Source organism: Candidatus Nitrosopumilus sp., from assembly GCF_040878665.1.
GTDB lineage: Archaea > Thermoproteota > Nitrososphaeria > Nitrososphaerales > Nitrosopumilaceae > Nitrosopumilus.
The window spans coordinates 123117-135183 of sequence record NZ_JBBDLU010000009.1; the positions used below are offsets into that span (position 1 = coordinate 123117).

Below are 12067 nucleotides of genomic sequence, written 5' to 3' on the forward strand. Positions count from 1 at the left end.
GTCTGAATATATCAACATTTGAAATAGTAAATCTGATGCATATATGATAACATGCATGGATGTAGCACTTAAAATTGTAATTTCAGGGATTACAAGTTTTGGCAGATTATTTACAATTTACATAAAGACGTATTCTAAAAAAAATTAATTGTTTTGAGATAAATTTAATGCGATTAATGTAGAGATAATTTTTGCGGCAAGTGAAGCAGTTGCACCATTATCATGATATGGATTTAATTCAACAATATCAACACCAGTTACTTTGATATTGTCAAAAGAATGAATCATGTCAAATAATTCCCTAGAAGTAATACCAGATGCTTCAGGATTACCAACACCTGGAGCATATGCAGGATCCAAAACATCAAGATCAAAACTAGAATAAATTGTATCAAATGTAGATACATAATCTTTTAAAAGTCGAGGTCCTTTTCCATCTCGGATTTCTCTATCAGAAATTGTTTTAATTTTGTTTTCAGTGAGAAATTCTAATTCCTCTCTTACAAAAGCTCGAGCGCCAACATGTAAAATGTTTTCAGGGCCTCTTTCCTCAACAATTCTTCGTAAATATGATGCATGACTCAATTTTATATCTGCAAATTCATCTCGTAAATCATAATGAGCGTCAAAAACTACATACCCAGTCTCTTTGGGAAAGCTAGTATACGTACCATATGTAAGAGAGTGCTCGCCACCTAAGATGAATAGTTGTCTTTGTCTTGTTACAAGTTCAGTAGTGATTTTTCTTACCATATCCATCATTTCAGATGCAACTACAGTATGACGAGTGTTTCCTAAATCTTCAATATTTACAGTCTCTAAATCAATCTTAAGATCAGGGTGGAAAATTTCAATGTTATTAAAAGAATCACGGATGGCATCAGGTCCAAATCTGCATCCAGGTTTGTAAGAGTGTGTGGCATCAAAAGGAATTCCAAATATTGTAGCTACAGGCTCAGAATCAGAATCAGATGCAGTAATCAGAGGGTTTTTGTTCATGTATAAATCAAGAAAACTCATAATCTACACCATCAAGTTGGGTCTCTTTGAGAGACATTTTGGGAGATTCAAACCGGTGAAAGGCTTTCCACTAGTCTGATTGTTAATTTCACTAATAAAATCATCAAAAGAGAGATCCCTAACATCACCGGTTTGTCTGTCACGAATACTTAGATTCTGTGAATTTGTTTCTTTTTCTCCAATTACCAAGATATATCGTATCCATTCTTTTTCTGCTTCACGTATTCTCTTTCCAATACTTTCATTTCTATCATCAATATCCACACGAATGTTGCTTAAAGAAATTTTGTTTCTTAATGTTTCAGAAAAATCATCAAAGTCTTCTGTAAGTGGAATGATTCTAACTTGAGTTGGTGCCAACCATAAAGGAAATTGTGGTTTTCGCCCTTCATAGGAGTCTTTTGCTGCTTTTTCCAATAATACGTAGATTATTCTTTCAATAGCACCACTAGGAGAATTATGCAAAATGATTGGATTGTGTTTTACGTTATTTTCATCAACAAAATCAATTCCATATCGATTTCCGTTTTCAACATCAATTTGATCAGTAGATAATGCAGATGCTTTCCCAAGGCTATCCACAAAATTAAATTCCCATTTCAAGACAAAATAAAAGAATTTCTCTTTCCACATCTCAACTAGTACAGGTCTTCCATGCTTTTGAACTAGTTCAGTGATGGCAGATTTGTTTTCATTGTAAAAGTCCTCTGTAAATCGAATGGCCATATCATAATCAGAATCATCAATTCCAAGTTCTCGAAGAACGCTTTGAGATAAATCAAATCTAGTTTTGATTTCATTAATTGCCTGAGGCATATCTTTGCAAAATGCATGACAATCAGGCATGGTAAACGCTCTTAATCGCCTCAAACCAACAAGTTCACCTGACTGCTCTCGTCTAAAGCTGTAACGAGTTAGTTCATAGAGTTTGTAGGGCAAATTCTTGTAAGATAATTGATATTGATTTGCCATAAGAAATTGCCCAAAACAAGCAGCAAATCTCAAGAAGAGTTTTTTACCTTCAGAGTCGATATTGTATTGTCTGGCTGGAAATCGATTAAAGTAACTAACCATACTTGGATGTTCTGAATCATACATGATTGGAGTTTCAACTTCATACCCACCATACTCTTTGACTCTGTCAGTAACATAACGTTCAATCAGCGATTTGATCAAACGACCGTTAGGGTAGAATCTCATATTTCCAGAATCAGATGCAGGTTCATAATCTGCAATTCCCATTTTTTTCATTAATGCAACATGTGGCGGAGGTTGGTCAACTTTACGAATTTTTGCAGATTCGTATTTTGCTAAAATTTCTAATTTTTTATGTTTTGAGAAATCAAAATCACCAATGTTAGTCATTGTTCCATCAGGAGAGAGTATTTTCCAATAAGAGCGAATTTTAGATTCACCTTTTAAAGCGTCAGAGGTTAACTCTTCATCAGGTTTTGAGTCACCAGAATCCTTTGTAACAACTTTGGAGCTTTCAGCAAGAGGATGGCCTTTAACTTGTATTTTATATGATTTAGTCCATCCAAAGGGAGAATGAGATACCTCAAGATCAGATGCACCATCTTCCATCTCTTGGAGTAGATTCATTGCAATTGACGGTTTTGCAAGATTAGAACTAAGATGAGCATAGGGATATAACAATAATTTTTTACAGCCAATTTTTTCCATAGAGTTTTTTATTTGAGAAATAGCGTTTTTGGCAACTGATGAGTCATCGCCATTTTCTATTGCAACAAATACAACAACCACTTCTTCTAGTCTTTGAGTTTGAGGATTTTCAATATCTTCAGCGGATTGTATCTCCTTTTTGGTAGGAGTGTATTCAATATTATCACAGTGAAGTTGCAATATGCGCATGTTTAGACATGTTAAAAGTGGCATAAATATACGATTCTCAAAACAATAGATTCTCAAAAATATGAATATTTGAATACAAAATGACATACCAAATAGATTCTAGCAAGAGGCAGAGTTAGCAGTATTGAATAGAAATTTATTCAAAAATGAACAATACCAGATGTGCATGCAAAAAGAAATGATTCCAAAAGACATCAAGAGTTACTAAAGCAGAAAAAAGAATTAGAAGATAACAGGCCTCACGGAGTAGAAGAGATGCGACGGTGGAAACACTCCATGGGTAAAATCTTACAAGAGTTGGAACTGTTCAATTAGATATCAAAAATAAGATAGATCTAAATTCAAATGTGTTAGTTCTGATAATCAAGCATACGATGAATCCATCAGATGTTTTTAGAAAACGAGATCTTACAAAGATAAATTTTGAGTATGAGGAATTGATTGGAAGGGATTTATCAGATTCCAATATGAAAGGAGCCAATCTTAAAAAAAGAGACATCCACAATGCTGATTTGAGTTGCACTGATCTCACTGAAGCAGATTTGAGTGATTCAATATTATTTTATGTCAGCCTAAGAGGAGCAGATATGCGAAGAATCAATCTGTCCAATGCAAAATTATGGGATGCGGAATTATACGGTGCTGATTTGAAGGATGCGAATCTTAGTGGAGCGGATTTATTTTATACTGATTTAAGAAACACAGATTTAGAAGATGCAAATCTCAGTGGAGTAAATCTCAGACATGCAAATTTTGATGGTGCAATTCTTACATCTGTGAATTTTACAAATGCAAACTATGATTTACATACATTAGAGACCATGTCGTATGAGGCAAAAATGGAGTTAGTCAAACATGGTAAACCGTGGTAATCATTCAAAATAATTAAAATGTAAATGTAGTCTTTTTCTGCATAGAACTTATCTTCCATTTCAACAATGCAATTTGAAGTTCCGTGTTTAGTTTATGAGCTTCATCATCAAATATTTTTTCAACTTGTGAAATAGATGTATTCATACTAAGCAAGATAGTTAAATTAACGATAAAATCACTAGTTTGTAATTCTAATAACAGACGTAAAACGCAAGAATTAATTTATTTTTTCACGAAGAGATATGATTGAGCGTAAAATCAACCCAGATACCCCTAAATTGGAAGTTAGAAAGTCAGCAGATCTTAAAAGGGAATCCTCTCCTCTGAATCCCTCATCATAAATCATCTCAATTGAGCCTTTGTCAGTTTGAACAAATGAAGTAATCAAGGAATAAGTACCCAAAGATAGATCAGTTTTTTCAACATACAGTCTCAATTCAACTTTTAAAATTTTAAATTCATCTTGAATAAAATTTCCTGAATCAAGTAAGACTTTGACATCGTCTGGGATTTTATCAACTCTTTGTGGATCGTATAAATCAATGATGTTCAATGATTAGATGATGAATTGTTCCTAAATAAGTACTTGAGAGATTCAAATGATTATAAAATAAACATGCGATAGTATTATTTAGTGAAAAAACAGTTTGCAAAATATGGATCCTCATAAATTTCATGGGAAAGACATTCCACACATAAAATTAGATCCAAAAATGACAATAGAAGACTTGGTAGATGTTTTTGCAAGTTCAGGGTATAATGGAAGACAATTAGGAGAGGCTGCAAAACTTTATGCTAAAATGATCAATGAAGATGCTACAATTTGTCTTACTGTATCAGGAGCAATGACCCCTGTGGGTTTTGGTGGAATCATAAAGACACTGATTGAGAAAGGATTCATTGATTGGATAGTCACTACAGGTGCCAATGTCTATCACGAAGATCATTTTGCATGGGGCCTACCAGTAAAACAAGGAAGTTTTGATGTAGATGATATGAAATTGTATGAAAATGAAATTGTGAGGATCAGAGACGTGTATATCAAATTTCATGAGACATTAGAAGCACAAGATGCGCTTGTTCAAAAAATGTTTGGTAAGGATTTTCCAGATAAACCATTCACAACTGCAGAGTTTTGTAATTTGATGGGAAAATTAAGTAAAGAAAACGCCAAATATCCAGAAAAAAGCTTCATAACAAGTGCATATGATTATGATGTTCCAGTATACATTTCAACTATGAAAGATTCTTCATTGGCACTTAATTTAGCAGTCCATAGATTAGAAAATAAAATATACAATCTTGACTTTGTAAGGGAGATAATTGAACAAGCGGCAATTCTATACAATTCAAAAAAATCAGGAATTTTAGAATTAGGGGGAGGAGTGCCAAAAAACACAGCGCAGCAAACAGGGCCATTATTGGATCAAATATTGAAAAGAGAAGATGGAGGACAAGACTATATCATTCAGATTACAGATGCACGTCCAGATACCGGAGGATTGTCAGGTGCAACACTTCAAGAAGGAAAGAGTTGGGGCAAAGTTCAAGATGCACATAATGGAATGATCACAGTATATGCAGATGCCACAATAGCGTTTCCAATTCTTGCATTGTATGTTCTTAGTAATCAAAAAGCAAGAAAACCAAAAAGGCTGTACAAACAATTAAACAAACTATATGAAAAACTAAGTGAAGATTATTTTAAAAATCCAGCAAACAAGAAAAAGAAATCAAGAAACTAAAACTTGTCAAATCTTGCACGTTCAAGATCTCGATCATCTTTAGATTCTTTTTTGTATTCTTTATAGTGCTCTTTGCAAAGAACAGTTTTTTTGCCGGATGAATTTACACTAAGACCAGCATTTTCAACTTTACTAGTATTAAGAGAACGTGCACCATCTTTGTCACAATTAGATACATTGCATTTTGCACCTTTTGAAACTACGCCCATACAAGATAATAGCATGAATGTTATTTATACTTGAGAAAAAAATCATTGAGTTACAGAGACTAGAATTGGTTCATCGTTTATAAGAGGAATATTTTTTTCTTAATTTATGGGTGGAGCAAAAAAACCAACAGCTGCAAGTAAAGACAAATCTGCAAGCAGTAAAGACACAAAGAAAGGTAAGAAAGAAAAAGGAGAAGGCGGACCAAAGAAAGCAGAAATCACAGTTAAGGTAAATGAGCAACAAGCACTCAAAATTATTCAAAGTTCAAAAGTTGTCACAATTCAAGATTTAGCAAGACAGACAGGAGTTAAAATATCTGCAGCAAATGCATTTCTAAGAGAAGCAACAAACAAAGGAATTGTAAAAAGAGTTGGCGGATATTCAGGTCATTACTTGTATCAATCTGTTTCTTCATAGATACAGAAAACATCACCAGATTTAACATCATTTAATGCATCAATGTTTTCACCTAGTCTGCCAAGTGGAGTCATAGTTTTTCCAGAATCAACGTCATTGAGAAAAAAACAGATACTTCCAGTAGAGGGTAAAAATGCAACATCGCCTTTTTTAAATTCAGTTCTAGACCTTTCAATTCCAGAATCAACGCTTGTTTCAAAATAGAAAATATTTTTTCCCAACTGATGAGCATGTCCTTCCAGAGGTAAAGATCTTAGTATGTTTCCAACAGTTCTAGGAGATAGATGACGTTTAAGATCACATGAAATTTTTGCTTTTCCTCGAATTTCTAAAACAAGTTGTTTTCTCGAGACTGATGATGTACTCAATTCGTACTTTAAAATGATTAGATTATATAACGTTTTAAGAAAATTTCGTTACTTGTCTGATTTCAATGATACTGAATTGTTAGAAGCTCCACAACCAGAAGAAGAAGAGTTACAAACAGACATGAATCTGGATGAAGAGCCAGAAGAAAATGCAGGATTAAATAAAGCAATTGATACTTATCGAAAACTAATTGAGAAAAATGAAGGAGGCGACCCATTAACTGAAAAAGAACAAAGCAATTTAGAAAAAAGAATTAAAGAGATTGAAGAAAGAGAAGTTGTTGAAAAAATCGAAGAGCATGATGCAGTAGAAATTCCTTGTGAGAAAGGAAAGATCACAATCGGCCCACCAACATTAACAAGATTTGAAAAAGCAAGAATCATGGGGGCAAGAGCATTACAGTTATCATTAGGTGCACCACCGTTCATCCCAATACCAAAAAATGCAAGAATATCATTAGATATTTCGATGCAGGAACTAGAGGAAAGAGTAATCCCAATAACAATTAGAAGAGTACTCCCAAATGGAGATTATCAAAATATACCAATTGACTTCTTTGAAAAATGAATCAATGGTCGATAAAACTTAAAAGAACATAAAATTTCTGGTAATTGAACAATGCTCATGGAAGAGACAAACATACCACATGGTCAAGAGCAGACCGACAAGTCTGATGTAGCCATTATAGAAATTGGAAATTATCCAGTGATGGAATCAGCTATAGAGGTATTAGCAATTTTGGGTAAGAAAAAAAGAATAATTCTAAAATCAAGAGGAAATTCAATCCCTAATGCAGTAGCTGTGGCAAACATAATTACAGAAAAAATGCTAAAAGGCAATTCTAAAGTAGAGAAAATCATCTTAGATACAGTAGCAGCCGCAGGAATTGGCAATATGACATCTACAATACAAATTATTTTAAATAAAATTTAGTAAATACTACCAGGACCTTTGAGAAGCATGTTTTCACATTCTTTACATACTTGTTCATCTATGTTTGATTCCAAATTGTGATGAATTTCACAGATTAACAAACTTGATTTGATATAATTGCAAAGTCCAATGAATTTAGAAAGGCTGGATGGGGTGTATGCCATATCAGAAGAAAGACTGTCGCTTAATTCATCTATCATGATTGCAACTTGTTTTTCTGCCAAAAGTTTGGCAATCAAAGAAGGATCCCCACGAGTGCCTCTAATGTAATTGCTAATTGCAGCTTGAGTCACACCCAACATTTTTGAAATTTCATCTTCTCTAATATTGTGATCTTCTGCAAGTCTTTTGGCAAGAATAGCTCGCAATGCAGGAATCAAAGTCTTTGATTCAATTTCAGCAGGAAGTAACATAACTCTCAAGGATGGAATAGCGAATTTAAAGTTTGCAATAATATTTAAGATTCATCTGGGGGCGTGATTAGGCATAGCTATTTTAATTTCATCAACACACCCGTACTATTGGAAGAATTTTCCAGAAAAATCTACAATGTTTTAGAAGAATCATGTAATTTGTGTAAATCAAATTTAATTTCATTATCAGGCGGATTAGATAGTTCAATTATAGCATATTTTCTAAAACAAAAAAAGCCAAAAGCTGTTGCGGTGATTACGGAAGATTTTGTATCGACAGATTTGACATACTGTCAAATGATTTCAAAAGAAATGCAGTTACCATTAACAATTTACAATGTCAAAACATCTTTAATTCTAGAAGGCATAGAAGAAACTATCAGAATTTTAAAAAATTTTAACGATATTGAAATACGAAACAATGTTGTGATGTATCTAGCAACAAAGTGGGCAAAAGATAACGGAGAAAAATCAATCATCACAGGAGATGGGGCAGATGAATTATTTGCAGGGTATAGTTTCCTTATAAACAAATCAGAAGAAGAATTGGAAAAAGAGATCAAAAGGATTTGTAGTGTGATGCATTTTCCAACACAAAAAATAGGAAAAGCACTAGGAGTTAATATCGAATCACCTTTTCTAAACGAAAAAGTCATGAAACTAGCTAATGAAATTCCAGTAAGTTTGAAGGTAAAAGAAGAAAACGAAAAAAGACATGGAAAATGGATACTGCGTAAAACATTTGAAAAATACATACCATCACAAATTGTATGGAGAGAGAAATCACCCATGCAAGAAGGTGCAGGTACAGTAGGATTAACAGATTTGTTCAATTCGGTAATTACAGAAGAAAAATATGTAGAAAAGAAATTAACAGTTGAGAAAGAAGACAGAGTCATAATCAGAAGCAGAGAGTCTATGCATTATTATGAGATTTTTAAAAAATTATTTGGAACACCGGTTGAAAGTACATCTGAACAAAAATGCCCATACTGTAAACATGGAGTGGGAGAATCAAAATTTTGTAGAATGTGTGGCGCGTTTCCCATCTAGGAATTACTTTTGTACTTGCGTGGTTTTTTAATGAAAATTCGTCTACAACCATTACAGCAAAAATAGAATTTCTTTCCATCATGATCATGCAGTAATGCTAAATCTTCATCTAATTCAATTCCACAAACAGGATCTACTGGCACAAACTTTCCACTTTTAAATTCTATTTATAGATTCATCTAGATACGAAAGAAGCTAATTGACTAAAAGAATTTTTTTGAGTTTTTTTGATACAGTTCTAGTCATGATTACGAGTTGATCAATTTCAAGTGGAATTTTCAAACCACGTAAGGATACGATTGATTCGATTTCATCGGCGACGCCAAAAAATTCTTGTTTTCCAAAACAATTTTCACATACAAGCCATTCACTTGGAATAGCATTTGGATGAGTTAGTTTGTATGTTATTTGATACGTTGGATCATGACGATCACAACAATAATTCATGCTGTTAATTCCAACATTTGTGATTTTATCCTAGAGGTTACATCAGAGGTGATCTTTAAAATATGTTCAATATCTGAAGGAGTCAAATTGGCATTTCCAATACTAAATGAATTGTCAACGATAGAACCAATTTCTTTAGTTAATTCAGATATGGCCAAATAATCAAAATCGATTTTTTCATTTACGGTCATAATGAAAATCAGAATGTATTACTAATTAAGAAGATCACAAAGTCCCAAAATTGGAAAAGAGATCAATCAAGAATTAATTATTTTAATTATTTGCTTTGGCAAGACACCATAATCAGCGTCAGGCTCTGATACAACATACAAAATGTCATCATTGATTAATACACTAATTGCAAGTGCACGTTCACGTGAAGCCATTGCAAAATTTACTGGGCCAAGTTGTTTATCAAACTCTTTTCTCATTTTTACACGCAATGCAAGCTCCATGAAAATCATTTCATCGTCTTTTTCACTTTCTAAGGGTTCAACATTTTCTTTCATTCCACCTGCAACCAAACGTCCTCGTTCATTTATCACACCTGCAAATCTAATTTTAGGATCAATTGACAAAACAGAACTACAGATTTTTGAATAGTCGTAAATTTTTGCAGACAAAGTGATATGTCATGATAAATTGTACCTGTTTATTATCTTTCTATCTATGTCTGTGCGAACAATTTCAAGAAGTCAGTTTTTTCACCAATGCTAAAAATTCATCTTCAGTTAATGGTGAAATTTTCATAATTTCAAGATTTTCAAATACATGTTCTGAAGATTTTTGCCCAACTAAGGGGGCAATCACACCAGGAGATGAGCGAATGAATTGCAAAGCACGTAACGATGGTTTCAAATCATTAAATTCTGGCATTACCCCTGGCTGTAACAATCTTCCTTGCATAAATGGGACACTTGTGAAAACACCAATTCCCAAACTAGTTGCGGCTTCTAAAACAGATACAGAATCAGTTCCAATTGTTTGAGTTTTTCCAAGTAATGCCTGATCATAATTCATGTTGTAAGGTAATTGAATAAATCTAAAACCATGATTTTCTCCACCTACTTCTTTTGCTATATTTACGGTATCTTCAAGTGAAAGATATTGTGGATTATCAGAGGAAACTCTAAAACATTCCCATGTAGCCATCCCATAAAATTTAATTTTTCCTTCTTTTCGTTTTTGTTCGTATAATTCAAAGACAGATTTTAGATTCTCCAAGAATTGTTCTTTTGATATATCTTTGATTTGACCCTCTACGGCATTATGCAAATACATTAAATCAAGACACTCAAGATTCAAATTTTTCAAACTTCTTTCTAATTGATCAGAGAGATAAGGAATAGTCATACAGTGATAACCAGATGTAACGTCACCTTCTTTGATGATGCCCTTTTTAGAATATTCTTCCTTAACATACTCCCAAAATCCTAACTGAACATCAGCATCATTAGTAAGATAGCCGTTTTTTGAGCTTAGAAATATTTGATCACGTGAAATTTTCCCTTCCTCAATTAATTCTGCAACTGCCTTTCCAACAGAACGTTCTGCCTTTTGGGATCTATAATTAATTGCAGTGTCTATGACATTAATTCCAGATAGAATAGACTGTTTTACAGCATTTGTTACTAATTCATCTGTTTTAGAATCAGCATCACCAAGATAAGTCCCCACACCGACATTTGAGAGCAACAGATTTGCAAATTTTTTAAAATTTGCCTTATTTATGCCTGAATTTTCAGCAAATTTTGTAGTTCCTTCCAATGTTGCATTGCCTGAAATCATGTATACTCTCAACATTTGCTGAATTTATGTTTAGGGCATTAGAATTTTATCAGAAATCCAATAACAAACAATGCACCAGTAATTCTTCCAAACATCAAAGTCGAGGACATGTATGGGACAAGTTCTGTAACTGAATCATAGTTTTTTTGCAAGCCAAGTCCAGATTTTATCATTAATGGCAAGCTGCAAAAACTAATCAAAGAAAACAGGGGAAACAAATTTGCATAAACGCCTACGAGTATTGCAGAGTAAGAGATTAGAGGAAAAATCCAGAATAATTTTGAAGCAGTTTGTTTTCCAACTGCAATGACTAGAGTTTTTCTACCCTTTGATTTATCTGCATCATGATCAGGAAATGATGCAATAAACAGCACTAGAGAAGATAAAGAACCTACAACTATTCCTGCAAGAATTGACTCCAGAGATATTTGCCCTGATTGAATAAAGAAAGTTCCAATTACAATCATTGAGCCCTTTACTGCAACAAAAAATTCACCTAAACCAGAATCTACAATTTTTGTAGAGTAAAAATAGATAGAGATTATGGCAAATCCCAAAATTACAGCAATAATTATTCCATCAGTAATTACAAAATATCCTCCAATCAAAGAACCGATTATCAAAAATGCAATTCCAGCACGATACACTGAAGATGGTTTGAGTAGTCCTTCTGGTAAGACGCCAGTACCTCCACTCATTTTTGTTCTAGTGGTTCTAGTATCAATACCACGTTTAAAATCCCAAAAATCATTTAACAAATCGACACTTGCATGAAGTGCCATCACTCCTGCAAAAGTTAAAACTGCCTCAAATGGTTGTATTGTAGAGTTTTGCCACCAATTTAATGCCAATCCTACAGAAACTGCAATTACAGATGCGAGAAGAAACCTTACTCTAATCACACGAAACCACACAGATAACATGTAA

20 protein-coding genes are annotated in these 12067 nt (G+C 33.4%); 7 read left to right on the top strand and 13 right to left on the bottom strand.

The window, feature by feature from the left end:
- Positions 1-144: 144 nt before the first annotated feature.
- Positions 145-1020 (bottom strand): agmatinase, encoded by an 876-nt coding sequence (gene speB / locus WDZ98_RS10315; protein WP_368057684.1) that lies wholly within the window; start codon positions 1018-1020, stop codon positions 145-147.
- A 3-nt stretch (positions 1021-1023) separates the two neighbouring features.
- Positions 1024-2892: a threonine--tRNA ligase gene (locus WDZ98_RS10320; protein ID WP_368057682.1), complete on the bottom strand. Its 1869-nt coding sequence runs from the start codon at positions 2890-2892 to the stop codon at positions 1024-1026.
- Between the two features lie 162 nt (positions 2893-3054).
- Between WDZ98_RS10320 and WDZ98_RS10325 the strand changes: the two genes are divergently transcribed.
- Both WDZ98_RS10325 and WDZ98_RS10330 read left to right on the top strand, forming a co-directional pair.
- The gene (locus tag WDZ98_RS10325) at positions 3055-3207 is read left to right on the top strand and encodes a hypothetical protein (protein ID WP_368057680.1); all 153 of its coding nucleotides are present in this window, start codon (positions 3055-3057) and stop codon (positions 3205-3207) included.
- A gap of 59 nt (positions 3208-3266) precedes the next feature.
- On the top strand, positions 3267-3764 hold the full coding sequence (locus WDZ98_RS10330) for a pentapeptide repeat-containing protein (RefSeq protein ID WP_368057678.1): 498 nt from the start codon (positions 3267-3269) through the stop codon (positions 3762-3764).
- A 13-nt stretch (positions 3765-3777) separates the two neighbouring features.
- Here the strand turns inward: WDZ98_RS10330 and WDZ98_RS10335 are convergent, their stop codons facing one another.
- Both WDZ98_RS10335 and WDZ98_RS10340 read right to left on the bottom strand, forming a co-directional pair.
- The gene (locus WDZ98_RS10335; RefSeq protein ID WP_368057676.1) at positions 3778-3909 is read right to left on the bottom strand and encodes a hypothetical protein; all 132 of its coding nucleotides are present in this window, start codon (positions 3907-3909) and stop codon (positions 3778-3780) included.
- 73 nt (positions 3910-3982) lie between these two features.
- Positions 3983-4318 (bottom strand): hypothetical protein, encoded by a 336-nt coding sequence (locus WDZ98_RS10340; protein ID WP_368057674.1) that lies wholly within the window; start codon positions 4316-4318, stop codon positions 3983-3985.
- 103 nt (positions 4319-4421) lie between these two features.
- Here WDZ98_RS10340 and speY point away from each other — a divergent pair, with 103 nt between their 5' ends.
- Positions 4422-5510 carry a deoxyhypusine synthase gene (gene speY, locus WDZ98_RS10345; protein WP_368057672.1) on the top strand — a complete coding sequence of 363 codons (1089 nt, stop codon included), beginning with the start codon at positions 4422-4424 and terminating at the stop codon, positions 5508-5510.
- Here speY and WDZ98_RS10350 read toward each other — a convergent pair.
- Complete coding sequence (locus tag WDZ98_RS10350) at positions 5507-5719, bottom strand: hypothetical protein (protein ID WP_368057670.1); 213 nt, start codon at positions 5717-5719, stop codon at positions 5507-5509. The genes speY and WDZ98_RS10350 overlap by 4 nt on opposite strands.
- 106 nt (positions 5720-5825) lie before the next feature.
- Between WDZ98_RS10350 and WDZ98_RS10355 the strand changes: the two genes are divergently transcribed.
- Positions 5826-6137 (top strand): winged helix-turn-helix transcriptional regulator, encoded by a 312-nt coding sequence (locus tag WDZ98_RS10355; protein WP_368057668.1) that lies wholly within the window; start codon positions 5826-5828, stop codon positions 6135-6137.
- On the opposite strand, the gene WDZ98_RS10360 is transcribed toward WDZ98_RS10355, so the two are convergent.
- Positions 6119-6505: a cyclophilin-like fold protein gene (locus WDZ98_RS10360; protein WP_368057666.1), complete on the bottom strand. Its 387-nt coding sequence runs from the start codon at positions 6503-6505 to the stop codon at positions 6119-6121. The genes WDZ98_RS10355 and WDZ98_RS10360 overlap by 19 nt on opposite strands.
- A gap of 52 nt (positions 6506-6557) precedes the next feature.
- Here WDZ98_RS10360 and WDZ98_RS10365 point away from each other — a divergent pair, with 52 nt between their 5' ends.
- Both WDZ98_RS10365 and WDZ98_RS10370 read left to right on the top strand, forming a co-directional pair.
- A complete protein-coding gene (locus tag WDZ98_RS10365) occupies positions 6558-7073 on the top strand; it encodes a DNA-directed RNA polymerase subunit K (RefSeq protein ID WP_368057664.1) in 516 nt (171 codons plus the stop codon).
- A gap of 51 nt (positions 7074-7124) precedes the next feature.
- Positions 7125-7439: a DNA-binding protein gene (locus tag WDZ98_RS10370; RefSeq protein ID WP_368057662.1), complete on the top strand. Its 315-nt coding sequence runs from the start codon at positions 7125-7127 to the stop codon at positions 7437-7439.
- Here WDZ98_RS10370 and WDZ98_RS10375 read toward each other — a convergent pair.
- The gene (locus WDZ98_RS10375; protein WP_368057660.1) at positions 7436-7852 is read right to left on the bottom strand and encodes a transcriptional regulator; all 417 of its coding nucleotides are present in this window, start codon (positions 7850-7852) and stop codon (positions 7436-7438) included. The genes WDZ98_RS10370 and WDZ98_RS10375 overlap by 4 nt on opposite strands.
- Before the next feature lie 108 nt (positions 7853-7960).
- On the opposite strand from WDZ98_RS10375, the gene WDZ98_RS10380 reads away from it, so the two are divergent.
- Positions 7961-8905 carry an asparagine synthase C-terminal domain-containing protein gene (locus WDZ98_RS10380; protein WP_368057658.1) on the top strand — a complete coding sequence of 315 codons (945 nt, stop codon included), beginning with the start codon at positions 7961-7963 and terminating at the stop codon, positions 8903-8905.
- Here the strand turns inward: WDZ98_RS10380 and WDZ98_RS10385 are convergent.
- The 6 genes from WDZ98_RS10385 to WDZ98_RS10410 all read right to left on the bottom strand — a co-directional run bounded on the left by WDZ98_RS10385 (position 8902) and on the right by WDZ98_RS10410 (position 12063).
- A complete protein-coding gene (locus tag WDZ98_RS10385; RefSeq protein WP_368057656.1) occupies positions 8902-9048 on the bottom strand; it encodes a YHS domain-containing protein in 147 nt (48 codons plus the stop codon). The genes WDZ98_RS10380 and WDZ98_RS10385 overlap by 4 nt on opposite strands.
- Positions 9049-9100: 52 nt before the next feature.
- Entirely contained in the window at positions 9101-9352 is a 252-nt protein-coding gene (locus WDZ98_RS10390; RefSeq protein ID WP_368057654.1) for a hypothetical protein, read from the bottom strand.
- Positions 9349-9543, bottom strand: coding sequence for a hypothetical protein (locus tag WDZ98_RS10395; RefSeq protein WP_368057652.1), 195 nt, complete (start codon positions 9541-9543; stop codon positions 9349-9351). The genes WDZ98_RS10390 and WDZ98_RS10395 overlap by 4 nt, the downstream gene beginning before the upstream one ends.
- Before the next feature lie 66 nt (positions 9544-9609).
- Positions 9610-9975, bottom strand: coding sequence for a DUF6659 family protein (locus WDZ98_RS10400; RefSeq protein ID WP_368057650.1), 366 nt, complete (start codon positions 9973-9975; stop codon positions 9610-9612).
- Between the two features lie 64 nt (positions 9976-10039).
- Complete coding sequence (locus WDZ98_RS10405) at positions 10040-11140, bottom strand: aldo/keto reductase (RefSeq protein ID WP_368058418.1); 1101 nt, start codon at positions 11138-11140, stop codon at positions 10040-10042.
- A gap of 38 nt (positions 11141-11178) precedes the next feature.
- Positions 11179-12063: a prenyltransferase gene (locus WDZ98_RS10410; RefSeq protein WP_368057648.1), complete on the bottom strand. Its 885-nt coding sequence runs from the start codon at positions 12061-12063 to the stop codon at positions 11179-11181.
- Positions 12064-12067 lie beyond the last annotated feature (4 nt).